The 18997-nt window shown below is 56.0% G+C and carries 17 protein-coding genes; 7 read left to right on the plus strand and 10 right to left on the minus strand.

Features of this window, described 5'->3' with window-relative positions:
- The first annotated feature begins 67 nt into the window (after positions 1–67).
- The 7 genes from A9973_RS29775 to A9973_RS29805 all read left to right on the plus strand — a co-directional run bounded on the left by A9973_RS29775 (position 68) and on the right by A9973_RS29805 (position 7952).
- Positions 68–841, plus strand: coding sequence for a transketolase (locus A9973_RS29775; RefSeq protein ID WP_183017156.1), 774 nt, complete (start codon positions 68–70; stop codon positions 839–841).
- Complete coding sequence (locus A9973_RS29780) at positions 838–1749, plus strand: transketolase family protein (RefSeq protein WP_183017157.1); 912 nt, start codon at positions 838–840, stop codon at positions 1747–1749. Before A9973_RS29775 ends, A9973_RS29780 begins: the two co-directional genes overlap by 4 nt.
- 10 nt (positions 1750–1759) lie before the next feature.
- Positions 1760–3724 carry an NAD-dependent epimerase/dehydratase family protein gene (locus A9973_RS29785; protein WP_183017158.1) on the plus strand — a complete coding sequence of 655 codons (1965 nt, stop codon included), beginning with the start codon at positions 1760–1762 and terminating at the stop codon, positions 3722–3724.
- Between the two features lie 70 nt (positions 3725–3794).
- Positions 3795–5819 carry a hypothetical protein gene (locus A9973_RS29790; RefSeq protein WP_183017159.1) on the plus strand — a complete coding sequence of 675 codons (2025 nt, stop codon included), beginning with the start codon at positions 3795–3797 and terminating at the stop codon, positions 5817–5819.
- Between the two features lie 22 nt (positions 5820–5841).
- A complete protein-coding gene (locus tag A9973_RS29795; protein WP_220805704.1) occupies positions 5842–6660 on the plus strand; it encodes a bifunctional 2-polyprenyl-6-hydroxyphenol methylase/3-demethylubiquinol 3-O-methyltransferase UbiG in 819 nt (272 codons plus the stop codon).
- Complete coding sequence (locus A9973_RS29800; protein ID WP_183017160.1) at positions 6660–7568, plus strand: class I SAM-dependent methyltransferase; 909 nt, start codon at positions 6660–6662, stop codon at positions 7566–7568. The genes A9973_RS29795 and A9973_RS29800 overlap by 1 nt, the downstream gene beginning before the upstream one ends.
- A 9-nt stretch (positions 7569–7577) precedes the next feature.
- A complete protein-coding gene (locus A9973_RS29805) occupies positions 7578–7952 on the plus strand; it encodes a GtrA family protein (protein WP_183017161.1) in 375 nt (124 codons plus the stop codon).
- A gap of 19 nt (positions 7953–7971) precedes the next feature.
- Here the strand turns inward: A9973_RS29805 and A9973_RS29810 are convergent, their stop codons facing one another.
- From A9973_RS29810 to rfbD, 10 genes are all read right to left on the minus strand, one after another.
- Positions 7972–9951, minus strand: coding sequence for a hypothetical protein (locus tag A9973_RS29810; protein WP_183017162.1), 1980 nt, complete (start codon positions 9949–9951; stop codon positions 7972–7974).
- A gap of 196 nt (positions 9952–10147) precedes the next feature.
- The gene (locus A9973_RS29815) at positions 10148–11413 is read right to left on the minus strand and encodes a glycosyltransferase family 4 protein (protein ID WP_183017163.1); all 1266 of its coding nucleotides are present in this window, start codon (positions 11411–11413) and stop codon (positions 10148–10150) included.
- A 67-nt stretch (positions 11414–11480) separates the two neighbouring features.
- A complete protein-coding gene (locus A9973_RS29820; RefSeq protein WP_183017164.1) occupies positions 11481–12476 on the minus strand; it encodes a glycosyltransferase in 996 nt (331 codons plus the stop codon).
- A gap of 20 nt (positions 12477–12496) precedes the next feature.
- Entirely contained in the window at positions 12497–13465 is a 969-nt protein-coding gene (locus A9973_RS29825) for a bifunctional 2-polyprenyl-6-hydroxyphenol methylase/3-demethylubiquinol 3-O-methyltransferase UbiG (RefSeq protein WP_183017165.1), read from the minus strand.
- A gap of 16 nt (positions 13466–13481) precedes the next feature.
- Positions 13482–14837 carry an ABC transporter ATP-binding protein gene (locus A9973_RS29830; RefSeq protein ID WP_183017166.1) on the minus strand — a complete coding sequence of 452 codons (1356 nt, stop codon included), beginning with the start codon at positions 14835–14837 and terminating at the stop codon, positions 13482–13484.
- Positions 14827–15648 carry an ABC transporter permease gene (locus tag A9973_RS29835; protein WP_183017167.1) on the minus strand — a complete coding sequence of 274 codons (822 nt, stop codon included), beginning with the start codon at positions 15646–15648 and terminating at the stop codon, positions 14827–14829. Before A9973_RS29835 ends, A9973_RS29830 begins: the two co-directional genes overlap by 11 nt.
- Before the next feature lie 9 nt (positions 15649–15657).
- On the minus strand, positions 15658–16671 hold the full coding sequence (gene galE / locus A9973_RS29840; RefSeq protein WP_183017168.1) for a UDP-glucose 4-epimerase GalE: 1014 nt from the start codon (positions 16669–16671) through the stop codon (positions 15658–15660).
- Positions 16668–17216, minus strand: coding sequence for a dTDP-4-dehydrorhamnose 3,5-epimerase (gene rfbC, locus A9973_RS29845; protein WP_183017169.1), 549 nt, complete (start codon positions 17214–17216; stop codon positions 16668–16670). Before rfbC ends, galE begins: the two co-directional genes overlap by 4 nt.
- Complete coding sequence (gene rfbA, locus A9973_RS29850) at positions 17216–18097, minus strand: glucose-1-phosphate thymidylyltransferase RfbA (RefSeq protein ID WP_183017170.1); 882 nt, start codon at positions 18095–18097, stop codon at positions 17216–17218. The genes rfbC and rfbA overlap by 1 nt, the downstream gene beginning before the upstream one ends.
- Entirely contained in the window at positions 18094–18990 is an 897-nt protein-coding gene (gene rfbD / locus A9973_RS29855) for a dTDP-4-dehydrorhamnose reductase (RefSeq protein ID WP_183017171.1), read from the minus strand. The genes rfbA and rfbD overlap by 4 nt, the downstream gene beginning before the upstream one ends.
- Between the last annotated feature and the right edge of the window lie 7 nt (positions 18991–18997).

The raw sequence follows: 18997 nt of genomic DNA on the forward strand, positions 1-18997 counted from the left end.
CGTTTGGAAACTAGGCGATCACACTGCCTTAACAATGTGACGCGGATCAAGGAAATGAAGGAAAAGCATGCCCATTTCTGAAGCGGAAGTTCTGAAGGCCAGGAAACGATTGCTTCAAATGCACTTTGAAAGCGGTGTCGGCCACATTGGCGGCAACATGTCGTGCCTAGATGTATTACTGCTGGTGCAGCATGAATACTTGACTTTGCGGGACCGCTTTGTTCTGTCAAAAGGGCATTCCGCCGGCGCACTATATATTGCGCTATGGAGCGTAGGCCGTCTGTCTGACGATGCGCTTAAGCAATTCCACAAAGACGACACTTTGTTGGCGGGCCACCCCCCAGCCTCGGGCATCGCGGATATCCGTTTCGCCACGGGCAGTCTTGGCCACGGTCTGTCGCTCGCGGCGGGCACCGCGAAAGCGCTCAAGATCAAGCAGCAGCCAGGTCATGTGTTTTGCCTGACCTCTGACGGGGAATGGCAAGAAGGCTCCACGTGGGAGGCCCTCACGTTTGCGGCTCATCACCGATTGGACAACCTCACCGTCCTGGTTGATCACAATGGTCTTCAAGGTTTCGGCCGAACCTCTACCGTTGCGTCGATGTCGCCATTGACCGAGAAGATTGCCGGCTTCAACGTGGATATCCAACGCGTTGATGGCCACAAACTTGATCAGATACGAGTCGTGTTGGATGAGCCTACCGACAAGTGCCGGGTGGTGATCCTGGACACGGTCAAAGGCCGTGGTGTTCCATTCATGGAAGACAGGATGGAATGGCACTACCTCCCGCTCAAGAAAGAGCAATATGCTCAAGCGCTGCTTGATCTGGAATCACAATGAGAAAGCAACTTTGCGATGGGCTCGTCTCTCGCGCGGCAAGCCCGGACATGGTGTTTTTGACGGGCGATCTGGGCTTCATGGCGCTTGAGCCGCTGCAAGATACATTGGGCAAGCGCTTTATCAATGCCGGCGTGGCGGAGCAAAACATGGTGTCGGTTGCTGCCGCGATGGCGCGCGAGGGTCTGGAGACTTGGATCTACAGTATCGCCCCGTTCTGCTATGCACGGCCGTTCGAACAAATTCGTAACGACATAACGTTTCACAAACTTCCGGTCAAACTGATTGGCAACGGTGGGGGCTATGGATACGGCGTGATGGGGCCCACGCATCACGCCATCGAAGACTACGGGATATTGCTTACGCTGCCTCACATGCGCGTATACATCCCGGCGTTTGATGAAGACGTCCAAGGAGTGCTCGACAGTGCTGCTGCCAGTGTCGATCCGGCATATATTCGCCTAGGTCGCGGCGAGGCTCCAGCTGGCTACATTGTTCCAGACTATGCTCCTTGGCGTCAGCTCATCGTCGGCAATGGAATGACCGTGATTGTTGCTGGCCCGCTAGCCGGCACGTACCTGCTCGGTTTGCAGGCCTTGCCCGACGAAATCCGGCCCAACCTCTGGGTTGTGACCGAGCTCCCACTGGAGAAGAACCTGCCCCCGCCAGCCTTGATAGAGCAACTGGCCAGCGGACGTGGCGTATGCGTGGCCGAAGAACACGTCCGTCGCGGTGGCTTCGGTTCGGAGTTGGCCTTGTGGCTGTTGGACCGCAAGATTGACCCTGGCGCGTTCCACCACTTATATGCTCGGGCGCACCATTACGCGACCTATGGCTCGCAGGGTTTCTTGCGCAAACACTCCGGACTGGATGCCTCCAGCGTGCTGGCTATTGTGGCCCCCAACCGTTGATTCATTGATCATGACCTTGATTACGCATATCAAGGCCCTCAAGGGCCCTGTTCTTGTTGCCGGCGCTTCCGGCTTTATCGGCGCCAACCTTTTCAAGATGATCCTTGCGCAACGACAGGACGTCTTTGCATGTGTTCGCCGGGAGAAGGGATGGAGGCTCGCAGACGTCAATGACGACAATATCGTCGCGGTGGATCTTAATGACTCCGCGGCAACCAAGAACCTGATAGATACGTTGGAGCCAAAGACCGTCTTCGACTGCACCTCCTACGGTGCCTATTCGTTCGAAGAAGATCCAGCGCTGATTTACCGTACCAACTTTCAAGCGCTAGTGAATCTGGTTGGGCTGCTCTCCAAGACACCGATCGTCGCCTATATACATGCGGGCAGCTCTTCGGAATACGGAGTGAACTGCACTGCGCCTGAGGAAGCGGATCGATGTGAGCCCAACAGCCACTACGCAGTTTCTAAAGTTGCGGCAGCCTCTTATCTGGAATACATGGGCAAGCAGGGTTTCCCCTCCTCCAACCTGCGGCTCTACTCCGTATACGGTCCGCTCGAGGATTCCTCGCGCTTGATACCGAACCTGGTGCGCAAGGCTCTGGACGGCAAGCTTCCGCCTTTTGTGGATCCGAACACCTCACGGGATTTTATCTACGTTGACGATGTATGCAGCGCTTTCGTTTTGGCAGCCACCAGGATGCAGCCTGACCAGTATGGCCACAACTTCAACATTGGGTCCGGTACAAAAACCACCATTGCTGACCTGGCGGCGGTCGCACGCGACACTTTCGGCATACATGACGCACCTCAATATGGCCAAATGCAAGGGCGCGCCTGGGATTTGGCGGACTGGTACTCTAATCCGAACAAGGCCCGCGCTCAATTGGGTTGGGAGCCAGAGCATGGCTTGGCATCAGGCCTGCGATTGACTGCAAACTGGGTGGGCAATCTTAGCGAAGAGCAATTTAGCACGGGTACCAAGAAGAATGCCGCAAACACGAAGCGCAGCTTGTCGGCGATCATCGCCTGCTACAAGGATGCACAAGCCATTCCGATTATGTATCGGCGGCTGTCGGACACGTTCCAGAAGATCGGCATTGATTACGAGATCATCTTCGTCAACGACGGCAGCCCGGACAATAGTGCCGAAGTCATACGCGATATCAGTGCTGCCGACAGCCGGGTCATCGGTATATCTCATTCGCGGAACTTTGGTTCACAGATGGCATTCCGTAGCGGTATGGAGCTCTCTACGAAGCATGGCGTCGTCCTGCTGGACGGAGACCTTCAAGATCCTCCGGAACTAATCGAGCAGTTCCACGCAAAATGGGAGGAGGGGAACGACGTTATTTATGGCCGTCGTATCAAGCGCGACATGCCGTGGCACTGGGGGATGCTCTACAAGCTCTTTTATCGAGTCTTCGCCGCTTTTAGCTATATCAAGATCCCGCTGGATGCCGGTGACTTTTCCTTGATTGACAGGCGTGTGGTGGGCTGGATGCTCAAATGCGGTGAACGCGACCTCTTCATGCGGGGGCTGCGTGCCTACGTCGGTTTCAAGCAGACGGGAGTCGACTATATACGCCCCGAGCGTATGTTCGGCGTGTCGACCAACAGTTTCGTCAAGAATTTGGACTGGGCTAAGAAGGGGATCTTCTCGTTTAGCAACACGCCTCTGACCATGCTTACCGCTACCGGGATCATGCTATTAGGGGTATCGGCGCTGCTTGCCCTAGTTGCGATTTTTCTGCGCATTTTCTTCCCAGAGGTTGCGCCCCGTGGCGCTACTACCCTGTTGTTAGCCACGTTGGGATTCGGGTCGTTGAATCTGTTCGCCATCGGACTTGTTGGCGAATACGTCGCCAAAATCATGGCCGAGGTGAAAGGTCGGCCACGTTTGATCCGCTCTGCGCTCATACGGAACGGCCAATCCACGGAGCTATTGCCGGACGGCAAGGACCACGAGGCCTGATCGACATCATCCCTCCGCCTATTTGTATTCACGCTTTCCTTGCAGGAAAAAGCGCAAAAGGGAAATACACATGCAAGACAAGCCGTACGTCATGTTGGCTTATGTGCTGATTGGATTCGTATTGGCTGCGCTGCCGGCGTTGCAGGGGAGCCGCAGCGCGGGGCTATCTCAGCGCGAAGTCGCGCTGCGCAGAGGTAACGACCGCGGCCTCTGGTCTCTCGCGAGCGCAGTATGGCTGCTACTCATCCTTCTATTGACGCTATATACCAGAGTTGTGACACCTTCGACGGCGCTGGGCATTGCAGCAATCTCACTGCTGTTGGCCTATCGTGGCGGTCGGATTGCGTTCAATACGCTGCTGCCTGGCTTCTTCGCGCTATGCGTCGCGATGCTGCTTCCGTGGTGGCGCCGGCCGGATGAAGCCGGGATCAATATTTCTCTAAGTGAACTATTGGCATCGGGGCTCTGCGTGCTGATTGTTGTTCAGACGCTGATGTACGCCCGATCAGATACCCTTCATCGCGGTATGGCTGTTTTTCTGATGGGCTACGCGGTGCCTGCTGCCGTCTTCAGTTTTTCAGCCGGCATTCTCCAGGCGGATTCTTCACTTCTGACGTTGTGGCACCACTGGGGGGCATACATCGGACCCGCCGAATTGATGTTGGCAGGTGCCAAGTTGTTTCACGACATCCCGTTGCAATACGGCTTCGGCCCAACGTCCTTGCTCGCAGCCAGCTGTCGCAATGATTGCTGGTCGGCCATGTATGTGATCACGGGTATTACGACGCTGCTGTGGACGCTTGCCATTGCGGCTATGGCCCTGTTGGTGAGCTCGCCTCGGGCAATCGCGCGCGTCATTGTGCTGGCGCTTTGCCTGACAGCATGCTTCTTCTGGACCGCTTACCCTCCCGCGACGGCCTCGCCGCTGGTCACGCCTTCGGTGGCGGGTTTGCGCTTTTTACCTGCCACGTTATTGGCTCTGTATCTGTGTCTGACTTCCAATATCGAGCGGAGCCGTGGGCGCCTCGTCGTCGGACACTTACTGTGGGCCGTAGGTGCGTTGTGGTCGCCTGAGTCAGCCTTCTACGTGACTCTGGTGTGGTGGCCGTACTACTTGTTCGTGCGACGAGCATCTGGCTCGTTCGGCGTACGGCTGGGCGCCGCGATCCGCAATGCGCTGGTGTTAGCGATAATAGCAGTAGCCCTCGCCACCTTGTTCTACAGTGCGTTGAGGCTGATCTACGGTGAGGGGCCCACCCTATACGGTTACCTTGCCTACGCGATCAATCCTCCTGGCCCCTTACCCATTGATCCGCACGGCAACGTCTGGTACTTCGTCGTAGCTATCGCGATCGCTGCGGCAACGTTGGCTTTGTCATGGAAGGCCGTCGGGGACACGATGTCGTTCCGGCGCGGCTTAGTATTGCTGCTGCTGGCCTATGGATCCTTCACGTATTTTCTGGGCCGTAGCCACGAGAACAATATTCTGAATATCTTGCCCCTGCTGCTGTTGGCGTTGCTTTACGTGGTGCAAGCGGCCAAGCAAGTGAATCTGGCGCACATGGCTGCTATCCTTGGCGCTTCGCTGCTTGCGTGGACGCCGTTGTTTGGATGGAACGATTGGCAAAGCAACCTAGGCAAGGGCCGGTTGTTCGACTTCGGCCCCTCGGCACTGCTCCCAGCGGTCACATTCAGCAATCCCCAAACGCAGGACAAGTTGCGAGCCAGACTGGCGGGCGCGACCGTGGGTGATCCGGCTGACGCTGGCCGCGCGATCCAGACGATCAAGGCCGAGTCGGGAGACGCTATCACCGTGCTGGATAGTGCGATGAATATGAATGGGGTGTCTCCTCCATCCGCCTGGAGCGCTATTCACGGCCCTGCTAACTTCGGATTCATCCCGTCGGAACGCCGCCGCGAATTTCTGGCCGCCTTGGCCAAGACTTTGCGGCGCTCGGGTTGGCTCGTGATGGACAAGCGCTATCCGGAACGCGAGCAATGGCTGGCGGACTACGATTCGGCGTATCGCCGTGACAAGGCCCTGGATTTTGGCAGTTATATTGCCATTCACTATGTCCCGAAAACGGCTCCATAATCGCAATCCCTACCGAACCAACATGCAACCCAAGATAAACGCATACTTGCGGGACAAGGAAGAGATGAAACCGGTGCCGGTTTCCTCTCCTTTGGGCAACCCCCTGGCCTTCGCCTTGCGCTGCTTGCTCGATCTGCAGCTCAAGACCATAGTTGATTTTCTGAAACCGAGACTTTCTGCTCTTGAAGGCAACGTCCTCGACGTGGGTGCCGGGAACGCGCCATGGAAGAGCTATCTGCCTGCAGGAGTCCAGTACGTTGGGCTAGATGTGGACAAAGCCGACGAGTTCAACATGAGGCCTGACACCGACATCGTGTACTATCCCGGCGGCAAATTTCCGTTCGACGACGGAATATTCGCCAATGCGCTATGCGTCGAAGTGCTTGAGCATGTGCCCGATACGGAAACATTGCTGGCAGAGATCTATCGATGCCTGAAGCCTGGTGGCCAGCTATTGATGACGGTGCCGTGGTCCGCACGCCGCCATCACATTCCCCATGACTATTTCCGCTTTACGCCCGAAGCACTGGCGATGCTGTTGCATAAGCAGGGACTGGAAAACATCCAAATTTCGGAAAGAGGCAATGACTATGCGGTGATTTTCAACAAGATTTTGTGCTTGGGTAAGAATCTCGTCGTTCCGAAGTGCAAGATCTGGCTGCCGTTGACGCTACCTATGGCCCTTCTAATACTGCCCAGTGCGGGCTTGTTCCTAGTGGCGGCGCATGTGTCGATGAGGTTCGGCCTGGGCTCTCATATCGACCCCTTGGGCTATGCGATAGCGGCAATCAAACCGCCGCTCGCTACACCGCAAACTCCTATTGCGAAGGAGCATCCTTGATGTCCATCTCGCGCGACTGCCCTATTTGCGGCACGCCTTCCAGCAACGCCAAGATATTCCAGAAAGAGAATATCGACGAAAGCCGCATCTCGGGGTTCAGCTACGCCTCGCGAAAAGAACCGGAATACATGTGCCACGAGCTGGTGCAGTGCCCGGCGTGCGATCTAGTTTATGTCAGTCGTCCCCCGGCGCAAGAGGAGCTGGCCAGTGCCTATCACGTGGCTGACTACGATAGCTCCGAAGAGGCTGCCGATGCCGCTCAGGCCTATATATTGGCTATGGACCCAGTTCTAAAGCAGATCAAGCGCTGCGACAGCGTGCTGGAAATCGGTTCGGGCACGGGCGTGCTTCTGGACCTGCTGAAGGCTAGAGGTTTTTCCGAACTGATCGGTGTCGAACCTTCGTCAGCCGCTATCAGCGCGGCACCGGACCACCGTCGGGGTTGGCTGCGAGAAGGCATCTTCAAGGAAGCCGATTTTGCGCCCGAGTCCTTTGATCTCATCTGCTGCTTCATGACCATGGAGCACGTTCAAGATCCCATGGCCACGGCCCAGTCGGCGGCGAAGTTATTACGTCCGGGAGGCGCATTCGTGACCGTCACGCATGACTATCGCAGCTTCGTAAATCGGGCAATGGGTAAGCGGTCGCCAATTATCGATATCGAGCATATGCAGCTGTTTTCGCAGACCAGCATTCGGGAGCTCATGCAGCGCTGCGGTTTCGGAAACATCTCGGTGAAACCCTTCGTCAATCGCTACGCGCTCAGCTACTGGATGCGCTTGGCTCCAATGCCGTCGGGACTGAAACGAGCCCTTAAACAAGCCACTCACGCCATTGGTCTAGACAAGACCAAGATCGGCCTAAATGTCGGCAATACTCTCGCCGCCGGCTATAGACTTAATGATTAGGTTAGGCAGTTGCACGACAAAAAACAGATTTTCAGATTCCTTTTCGTTGGCGGGCTGAACACGCTGTTCGGATTCGTCGTATATGCGTTGTTCGCATTGACTCCACTCCCTACCTGGCTGGTCTTGATAGCGTCCAATATCATCACGCTCTCTTTCAATTTCGTCACGACCGGAGGCTTGGTGTTCCGCCAGATGAAGTTACGTCTGATTCCAAGGTTTCTCCTGGGATACGGACTCGTATTCTTCATATATCTTGGCATGATTCGGTTGCTGGCCCCGTTCGTCGGCGGCCGCATCTGGGCTATGGCGATTATTGTCCTGCCAGTGGCTATACTGACCTACTTTATTCAGCTTCTCTTCGTCTTCAGGCGACCGAAGGACTAGGGTCTCTTCCCCTCAGTCATCAGAATTTGAACAGCGCGTAGCCACCACAGTCCAACACCTTCTGGACCTGAGCGGCGTCGACCCAATTTATGCTGTCGCCAGGATTGACGACATACCAGCGGATGCCTCGGCGCCGCATGGCGGCGACCAATTCGTCGGCGGACTCCAGTCGCTTGAGCGCAGCCAGTTCCTCCAGACGTTCCTTGATGCCCGCCGGCAGGCGCACGCCGCCTGAATCTATGGCGTACGGTTTGCGCTCCGACAATGCGGTGAGTCGGTAACCTGGATCGTTCAGTGAATCTTGAACGATATCGCCAGGTTGGCTGTGCACCTTGATATACCGCGCAATGTCGACTTGGCAAGTCGGAAGAGCAAGGTACTCTGTCTGCCAGGTCTTGAAAGTCTGGATCCGCCGGCCGTAATGCAGCGGTGCGCTAAAAAGCAGCACCGCCAAGAATAGTAGCGCCAAACGGGTGCCACGGCGAGCCGGCAGCTCATCGCCGTAGATGGATGCATAGAGCCCGCCACCAAAAAATACGACCACCACAAAATACGCCCATACAAAAGGCCTATGCAGCAGTTCTTCCATTGTGCCAATGTGCCGTTCATCCAGCGCGAGGCTGGTCGCCATCACCAGATAGACACAAACCACAAGCAACGGGAACATCCGTGCAAGTGGGGTCGCAACTGGCCGCGCCCGGCGCATTAGGCAAAGATATGCAGGCAGGTAGACGCCAAAGGTGCAGACTAGCAACATTACCGAAAATACCGACGCTTGCAAGAGCCAGCTTGTGCCCGCGGCGTCAAGCATGCTGGAGAACAGGCCCTTCATGAATCCATCGTCCTGAAGTGCCATGACCGCGCCAATGTATGGGGACAGGCCGGAACCGTCCAGTCGCAGCGTTGGCACGCTTGTTGAGAGTTGTGAAATGGCGGCCGCGCTAAAATAGAGGCAGATCAGGGTAATTAGGATGGGTGCGCGAAATCGTGCCCAGCTGCCACGCAGATAAAAGGCCGGCAGCATTAGAGCCATAAATGAAATAGCGACGAAAATCTGCGCCTTGTAAAGCAAGGTAGCCAAGACAAAGAAGTAGCTGCATAGGACGAGGGCCAGCCGGGAGCTGCGACAGCTTTCTAATACCAAGGCGAACACTACGGCGGCGCTGGCTACACCATACATTTGCGCTGGAGCAATCTGCTGCAACCAGTGGTAGCCAAGGAACGGATTGCCGAATCCTTGCTGAGCGGCGTCAGGTAGCAGAATTAGGGCCGCCGCGCCAGCCAATGCGGGCCATTTTCCAAAAGCAACTGCGCCAAGCGAGTAGGCACCTAGTACCGTCAGCAGCATGCCGAGCGGCGTCAACAAGCTAGCATACGCCACGTACGTCGAAATCCCCGTCGCATCGACCAGGGCCGCCGGTAGCATGTAGCTGGCCATATGATACGGTTGGGCGGGTGCGCCCGCCATCTGCACATCGAACAGTGTGCCCAGCCCTCGCGAGGATGCAAATGACGCGATTTGACTGAGGTGATAGAAAATATCCATCCATGCTCGGATGATGGTCGTGTCAGCCCCGATCTTGATCGGTTGCAGGATGTCCCAGCACCAGACCGTAACTGCCACGGCTCCTAACAGGAACAGTAGATTCTCCGAGGCGTGGACTGGCCCAAATGCCCGCACGCGCCCCGCCCGGAAAGCTCGTAGCCAGAACGGAGATGCAGCTATAAGCAGAAAGATCGAATGGATCGCCAGGCCGTAGGGCAATAGCATTCCGGTGAGAAATAAGATCAGGTTAGTCAGCAGTAGGCCAATCAATACACGGGTCGGCACGTTGTGCAGGCGCGGGTAGTGCTTGAGCGCGGCAGAACAGAATAGGTCGCCGATCACCACCGCCGTGGAGATTGTCAGCAGCAGCCAGCCGGCGGCCGCAAACGATACGGCGCCGGCGACTTGGTAATGCCAGCCGAGTAAAGTTAGGTATGTGACTAAATAGGGCATGAATCGGCTTGCTCTGCGCGAGGCTGAAGCCAAAGGGAATTGTTCGGGGGGCATATCAACTTCGGTTCGAATCCGCTTATCGGGCGCAAGTAAATTCTTCTAGCCGTCCACAAAAGGCAACGTCAATCTCGCCGTTGCCTTGTGCCTGGCGATCGTTCCAACCGGCCATTTGCTTGCGGTCGGCAGCGTCCAGAATTCAGAATAGGCGTTTCAATCGCCGCTTGGCCGAACCCGCCTTGCCGCGCGCCTTTTTGTAGCAGTGGTAGCCGATCCGTGCAAGATCGGCAAAACGCCGAAATGCGGAGGAGTTCGCCATATATACGGCAAGACGTTGCACATGTGGAGGAAAAACCTCTTGGGCGTTGGCAGCCGTAGTGGGCAGTATGTCCTCCGGCAGAATACTCCGCGACATCATGTCGTAGGCGAACGCGATGCTGCGGTCGTACTTGGGACGGAGGGAGCTTTCGTACCAGCACTGCGGGTTTGACAGGAGCTTCGCGTAGTAGGCCTCCAGCGTATCGATCGAGCTATCCCAATTCCATTCGCGGGCGGTTTGCGCACCAGCGGCGATCAGCTTACCGCGCAGCGCGCCGTCGTCGATCAGTCGCTGTACCGCGTCGCGCGCGGCGTCAATGTCCAGCGCGTCCACTACCAGCGCGTTTTCTCCGTCGACGATGTATTCATCGTAGCCTGTGACCCTGCCCACAACCGCCACGCCGCCGCATGCCATCATCTCCATAGGGGGGCCGAAAAAGCCTTCAACGCGGCTCAGCTTCAGCAAGATATCGCAACTGGAATAAATGTTACGCATCTCTCGCATCGGTACGTGCTCAAAGAAGCGGTCGCAATGCCAATGTGGCTCTGGCGCCCCATACGAACTGACGCACCATACTTCAGCATCGATATTCTGCACCACCTCGAATGCTTCGCGCATTCCCTTGTAGGGCAGCCCGATGGCGCCCTCTAGAAGAATGCGGGGTTTCTGGCCCCTCGCTTCTAACGGCTCGGCCGGGCTGAAGATCTCAGGGTCCAGTCCGTTGGGGACTAACTCGGCGTCGTGTCCAAAGCTGTCCTTCAACCACGCGCGTATCCAACGTGCCTCGGTCAGGTAATGCACGCCAAAGTAGTAGGTAAGGGTGGTCAGGTGTTGCCATCGGGAGTCGTCGGGGTGGAACCGCGTCTCGTCGGACTGCACGAAATAACATTTTACCCGGGCCTCAATTCTCGGCAGCCAGAACGCTGTGCTCCAGCCTGTGGCAACGACGACGTCCAGGCTACCTTCCCAGGTGGCCGCGTCATAGATCGGCACGTGTTGACCGGGAAACCAATCCATCGGCCGGATTTCCACGGTGGATAGAAATACGATCTCGTGGCCTCGTTTGCGCAAGCGGTTTGCATGTTGGCAAATGACTGCCATGCCACCGGAGACTGAGCAGCTGGGCACGATATAGCCGATCTTCATTTTCTTTTCTGGCGAGGTGGGCATATTCAGTAGTTTAGGTAGCAAAAATTCCTTGACGATTCGGGGCTCACTTCAGCAGCTTGCGGGCGAAAGCGCGCGCGCGCGATTCTATATTGAAGTACTTAGCCAAGGCATTCACTCCGCCAGAGGGCGTTGAGGTTTTAAAGGCAGAATATTTGCCTTGATCCAGATCTTCGATCAATTGCTGGAAGTTATGCCTTGCATTCAAAATTTCATGAATGCGTGCCCTGCCGGAAGCCGCAATGCTACGGCGTTCGTCATCATGCCTAAGGTAGTAGTCCACCTTTTCGTACATGTCTGACGGCGAGGTGGCTTCCACATAATCAACGCCGGGACGCAAATAACGGTTTGGTGTGATGGGTTCGGAGATCACGAACGCGCCTGTTGCTAGCAGCATCTGCATCCGAGGTTCCCAGGAAATCTCGGGTTCCGCATGGACGTTGAGGTTAATCTTAGCCTGCGCCATATACTCAATCAGGGGCGGGCCAAAGACACCGTGGCAGATGTGCAAGAATTGGAAATGGTGCTTCAACGGGCCGAAGAAGCGCTCACGGTGTGAGGTACTCCGGCCAATAAAAAAGATGTCCCACTTTGGCTCTAGTTGACGGTCGACATAGGTGTCGGTAGCGACAGGAAAAGCAAAAGCCCCCGAGAGTTCTAGGCCGTCCTTGGCCATGAATTGCAGCGACGCCTCGTCATAATGGAACACGAAGTCGAACGCTTGGGTGCGGATACGCGAACGGAAATCCAGATAGCGCTTGATAGAGTCACGCGTGTACTCCAGCTTGTTTCCCAAGTTACGTGGGAACGGTTCGCTCGAGAGCGCGATTTTCGTACCTCGCAGTTGCGGCAGCAGGGACGTTGGGAAGAATTCGCCTCGAAAGAAAAAATTCACATCTGCATCAAAGGCGATCAGATCTGCAAACTCTTCTTCCTTCATTCCGAAATGAAATGGAAATTCGCGCACCTCGTGGTCTGCGCTAAGGTCCTGTTCGTAGCAGAAACGGAAGTATTCAGGCTGACTGACAAAGGCGATTTTCATACTGGCGGGTGGTGGCAGTGTCAGGCTTTGCCGAAGAGCGAGCGTAGCGCGCGAGTGAATCGCGCGCACCGCGTGTTCTGTAATAGGGCAATTGTGGTTTGGGCGGATTCCAGCTCTTTCCGAGTGGTGGCGCATTCCTGGCTGACAAACGTAAGGTCACTGTCTCGCACTTGCAGCGCGCCGGAGACTTCGGCGATATAGTCACTCATGCGGCGGATCTCGGCGCTCAGTTCCAGCACTTCTCGCTGTTTTTCATAGAAGGCGTTGTCGCCCTCGGAAAAGAAGGCTGTCGTGCGGCCGGTGTCTGGCAACGTGATATTACTGGCTACGGCTAAGTAATACATGGGCTCGATGGCTACCGGCGTTGCACGCGCAACACCACTATCGGTCTCCGTGAACGTCTGGACACTATCGCTGGCATCCAGCTCCAACGGCATAAGCAGGGACGTGGCTGTGACGCGCTGCCCATAGTGGCGCACATTCGTGAAATAGCGTCTCACCAACGTGTCAAACTCCGAAAAATAAAGTTCTTTGACGTGAAAGTGATTGTGATCTCCACCAGCCAGATCCGAGTAAATCTTCTTGTTGGGTGAGGACATGATCAACAACCCTTCGGGTGTCAGGACACGCCGAATCTCCGACATCATTTCTTCGTGCTGATCATGGTGTTCGATCGTTTCGAAGGAAACGACGACGTCCACACTATGGTCAGGCAGGGGAATGCATGCCGCATTGCCTTCCATGAACGTGAGGTTTGTCCGGTCGGCATACTTAGCGAGGGCATGGTTGACCGCTTCGCCTGAAATGTCTACGCCGATGACTGACTTCGCATTGCTCGACAGCGCATACGAGCCATAGCCTTCGCCGGATGCGATGTCGAGCACGCGTTTGCCCTGGGTGTGGTTCGCACACCATTCATAGCGATGTAGGTGTTCGAGGCGGATGTCGCCTGGGAGGGTGGGAATGAAACGTTCGCCAGTAAATTCCATGCGATTCTCTTAATACTCAGTCGCTGAGCGTCAGTTTGATGGATTCCATCGGAATCCCCACTAGGCCGGTCGTTATTGAACTCGATGTGGACCGGAAAATCAGGGCTTCGTGTATCCACTGATGCTGAATGTGGTCCTGCTGGTTGCCTTCCGCTAGCGCCACGTTGATGCTGTACTCGCCGAGAGGCAGGATCGGCATCGGAAACGAGAAGGATGCAGCGAAGGAGTCCCCTGCGGGAACGCTCAGCGGAGCCTCCATGTGGGTCAAGTATGTATTGTCGCCGAACAGCACTTGCCCCAGGCGGTCTTTGATGAAGAAGCCGACGATAGGGGAAAAGACATCCTGGTGGGCGCGGCATGAAACATGCAGGCTGACGCGTTCGCCTCCAACCACCCATTGCAGCGGTTTGCCTTCTGTATCGCGCAATTGGACGTTCTCTATGCTTGCGCCGCCCTTGCCGAATGCTTTGGCATTTTCTTCAAAAGTGAACAGCTGTATGTCGTTCCTGAACTGGGTTTGGTTCAAGAAATCTAGTCGCATGTCGCGAAAGACGGGAGGGGGAGCCTCCGCGATCTGTTTAGGGCTGTCCGACACCGTTGCTGCTTTCGTCGACGGTGCAGCGCTTGGCCCTTGTTGCGCTTCATATATATCGGCCATATAAGCCGCGCTGATTTCCTTGGGTGTGCCCGACATGCGCAGGACGCCCTTGTCCAGCCAGTAGGCGCGTTGACACAAGGAGGTTACGGCGCCGATGTCGTGGCTGACGAAGAGAATAGTGCCATTTTCCTGAAAACGGCGTAGAAAGCGCATGCACTTCTGCGTGAAGACCGCGTCGCCGACTGCGAGCGCTTCGTCGATGACGAGTATATCAGCGCTAACGTGTGCCACGACAGCGAAAGCCAACCGCACATACATGCCGCTGGAGTATGTCTTGACCGGCTGTTCGATAAAGTCGCCGATGTCGGCGAACGCGGCGATGTCGTCGAAACGGTCGGTGATCTCTTCCTCGCTCAGGCCAAGCATCGCGGCGTTCAGGTAGACGTTCTCGCGCCCCGTGAATTCGGGATTGAAACCCGAGCCCAATTCCAATAGCGCCGCGACTCGGCCATGTGTCGCAATCGTTCCAGTCGTGGAATTGAGCGTGCCGCAAATCAATTGCAGCAAAGTGGATTTGCCGCTACCGTTACGGCCGATGAGTCCAATGGTTTCTCCTTTCCGGATCTCCATCGACAATGTTCGCAGCGCCCAGAACTCCTTGTAGTATTGCTTGCGCTTGCCGAAGAGCATCTGCAGGAGACGGTCTCGTGGTTTGTCGAATATATGGTAGCTCTTGCTGAGCCCGTCGATCTTGACGGCGATATCAGAGGACATCGGCAAATCCTTTGCGCGTTTTCTGGAACCAAAAGAATCCCAACCAGGCCACGGCACCGCTAACCACCATCAATATGGCCCAGTGCCTGATGTCCGGCAGCACGCCGAAGATTAGCAAGTTGCGGCTTTCTTCGATCAGGTATGCGAGCGGGTTCAAGTTGACCAGAATCTGGTACCTCTCAGGCAATGCGCTGATCGGATAAAAGACCGGCGACATGAACAAGAGCACAGTGGTCAGCATGCTGGTGATCTGGCCGATGTCGCGTACGTACACTCCTAGCGCCGACAGGAACCAGCTGATGCCCAGCGTGCCTAGGATCAACGGGACGAGAAGGAATGGGAACAGCAGTGCAGTCCAGGGCAGCTCGTGCTGCAGGAGGATGCGGGCGACCAGGAGCACAATCAGGCTGATGCAGGTGTGGAATAGCGCCGCTCCGAAGGCAACCCAAGGCAAGATTTCCAGCGGGAAAATAACTTTCTTCACATAGTTGACATTGTTCAGGATCAGACTGGGAGCGCGGAGCACGCATTCTGCGAACAAGCCGTGCACGATGAGCCCGACGAACAGGATTAGCGCGAATTCCGTCTTACTGCCTTCGGTGCTTCCACCCCACCGCGCGTTGAAGACCACCGAGAAGATGAACGTATAGATCGTCAGCATCAGGATGGGGTTGAAAAAGGACCAGGCCAGGCCCATCACAGATCCGCGGTACCGGCCAATAACCTCGCGCTTCGTCAACGCAAGAATAAGGGAGCGGTTGCGCCACAGGCTAGCGACCATTTCGCGCCCGCTGCTTGAATATTGCTGCATATTGCGCTCCTACGACTCGGGGTATCCGTCGGGGTTCTCGATCTGCCAGCGCCAGTGGTCCGCGCACATGTCGGACAGTTGGCGCTTGGCTTTCCAGCCGAGGATCTGCTCAGCATGACCGACAGCGGCGTAGGACTGGGCGACGTCGCCAAGCCTGCGCTCAACGATCTTATAGGGGATCTCGCGTTGTGAAACCAGGGAGAACGCGTTGATCAGTTCCAGTACAGAGGTGCCGCGACCTGTTCCAAGGTTGACTGTGAGCATGCCACCTTGCCGTTGCAGGCCACGTAATGCGGCGACGTGGCCTTCGGCGAGATCCATGACGTGTACGTAGTCGCGCAGGCCGGTGCCATCGCGGGTCGGATAATCGCCGCCAAACACATTCAGCTGCTCGCGGTGGCCGACTGCGACTTGTGCGATGTATGGCATCAGGTTGGCGGGTACGCCGACCGGGTCTTCGCCGATGCGGCCGCTTTCATGTGCACCGACCGGGTTGAAATACCGCAGCCGGGCGATCCGCCACTGGTTGTCCGAGGCATAAAGGTCGGCCAGGATATCTTCGATGAAGAGCTTGCTGCGGCCATATGGATTGGTCGCGGAGCGGGAATTATCCTCGGGTATCGGTACGTCGCTGCAATCGCCATACACCGTCGCAGATGAGGAGAAGACAAGTGTCCTCACCGCTGCGGCAGTCATCGCCTCGAGTAGGCACAATGTACCCCCGACGTTATTGTCGTAATAGGAAATTGGCGACTTGTTCGATTCCCCCACGGCTTTTAGACCTGCGAAATGCAGGACGGCACTGATCTTGAATGTGTTGAATACCCGTGTGAGCGTCGCTTTGTCGCGGATATCGCCCTTTTCGAATTGGACGACGTTCGGGCAGATTTCCCGCAGGCGCTCGAGCACGGCGGCTTTCGAATTGCTCAGATTGTCCAGGATTACGAGATCCTGCCCCGCGTCCGAGAGTGAAACGCAAGTGTGAGATCCGATATAGCCCAGGCCGCCAGTCACGAGAATCATGGGAACACCTCTGACTCTGCCAGGCTGGTGCCCTTCAGATCTTTCTCGGACATAACTGGCGTATCACCTTGCAGAGGCCAGTCGATGCCAATCGAGGGGTCGTTCCAGCTGACGCAGCGCTCGTGCTTGGGGGCGTAATAGTCCGTCGTTTTATAGAGAAATTCAGCGTGGTCCGACAACACTAGGAAACCGTGCGCGAATCCTTCCGGCACCCACATTTGACGCTTATTCTCGGCAGACAGAATAGTTCCCACCCACTGCCCAAAAGTGCGCGAGGATTGGCGCATGTCAACTGCGACATCAAAGACAGCGCCTTCGCTTACCCGCACAAGCTTACCTTGAGCCTGCTGAATTTGGTAATGCAAACCGCGTAAGACCCCTTTGGAGGAACGGGAATGATTGTCCTGAACAAAGTCGCGCCGTATGCCGGTAGCTTCTTCAAATACCTTCTTGTTGAAACTCTCGAAGAAAAAGCCACGTGCATCCCCGTACACCCGGGGTTCAAAAATCAAGACGTCGGGAATGGCCTGCTTGAATACATTCATTAATAAACCTTTTCGACCAGCAGCCGCTTGAGATATTGGCCATAGCCATTCTTGGCCAGCGGCGCAGCTAGTTTTTCCAAGTCTTGGGCGGAAATCCACTTTTGGCGGAACGCGATCTCCTCGGGGCAGGCGACTTTCAGGCCCTGGCGATTCTCAAGCGTAGCAATAAACTGACTTGCTTCAAGCAGCGACTCGTGTGTGCCGGTATCTAGCCAAGCGTAGCCGCGGCCCATGATTTCTACTGAGAGCCGGTCCATTTCCAGGTATGCGCGGTTCACATCGGTGATTTCGAGTTCGCCACGAGCGGAGGGTTTGATGCTCTTAGCGATATCTACAACTTCGTTGTCGTAGAAGTACAAGCCGGTCACCGCGTAGTTCGACTTTGGTTGGGCGGGCTTTTCATCCAGAGACAGTACACGACCACTTTGGTCGAATTCGGCTACTCCATAACGCTCCGGATCATGCACGTGGTATGCGAATACGCTGGCGCCATCGGGGCGCGAGTCAGCACTTTCCAGAATGCGTTGGAAATCGTGGCCATAAAAGATGTTGTCCCCAAGTACCAAGGCCGAATTGGCGTTGCCAATAAAGGATTCGCCAATGATGAATGCTTGGGCCAGGCCGTCGGGAGACGGTTGCACCGCATATTCAAGATTGAGTCCCCATTGTGACCCATCGCCCAGCAATTGTTGAAATCGCGGAGTGTCCTGAGGCGTTGAGATGACGAGAATGTCGCGGATGCCTGCCAGCATCAGCGTGGTCAGTGGATAGTAAATCATCGGCTTATCGAACACCGGCAGCAATTGCTTGCTGATGGCGAGCGTCGCCGGATGTAGACGGGTGCCGGAACCCCCTGCCAGTATTATGCCTTTGCGCGTCATGTTGGAATTCCGAGTTTGATGAGTTGGTCGATGGCGCGGTTAGTATGCGCGGTCCAATGTGGCAGTTGCAGTTGCAGTGCTTGCGACAGCTTGCTGGTATCCAGTCTGGAATTCTGCGGTCGTTTCGCTGGAGTAGGGTAATCCGTCGTCGGAATTGCGTTGATCTGATCGGCGGTGAGTTGCAGCTCGACTCCGCGCGCGGACGCTTGGGAGACGATGTAGCGTGCGAATTCACACCAGGTTGCCGTGCCGGAGGCGGTCAGGTGATAGATGCCTTCGGCCATCTGATTATGACGATAGCTGCAGAGGGCAAGCGAGGTGACATCCGCAATCAACTCCGCCGAGGTAGGGGCGCCAAACTGATCTGCTACCACGTTCAAGCTGGTCTTGGTGCGCGCCAGGCGCAAGATTGTTTTCAGGAAGTTGCCACCCTGCGAAGAAAACACCCAGCTTGTGCGGAAGATGAACGCCTTGCAGCCGCTTTCGAGAATTGCTGTCTCGCCAGCCAACTTGGTTGCGCCGTAGACGCTTTGCGGCCGAGTCGGATGAGCTTCCGTATATCGGTCCTCAGCGGTGCCATCGAAAACGTAATCTGTGGAATAGTGGACCAGCAGGCAGTTGTGAGCCTGGGCGTGTCGCGCTAGGACCGAAACGGCACGGGCATTGATCTGCGCAGCGGTTTCCTGATCGCTTTCGGCCTTGTCCACGGCAGTATAAGCCGCGGCGTTGACGATAATTTCCGGTTTGTGCGCTTCCAACACCGCCTGGAGCGTGTCTATGTTGTTCAAGTCGGCACCATCTCGGCCGAGCGCTTGCAGTTCACCCAACGGGAGAAGAGTACGCTGCAATTCCTGGCCTACTTGGCCATCTTTGCCGAGGAGTAGAATTCTCACGGGAGTC

Origin of the sequence: Achromobacter sp. UMC46, from assembly GCF_014170335.1 — a bacterium.
Taxonomy (GTDB): Bacteria; Pseudomonadota; Gammaproteobacteria; order Burkholderiales; family Burkholderiaceae_B; genus Achromobacter.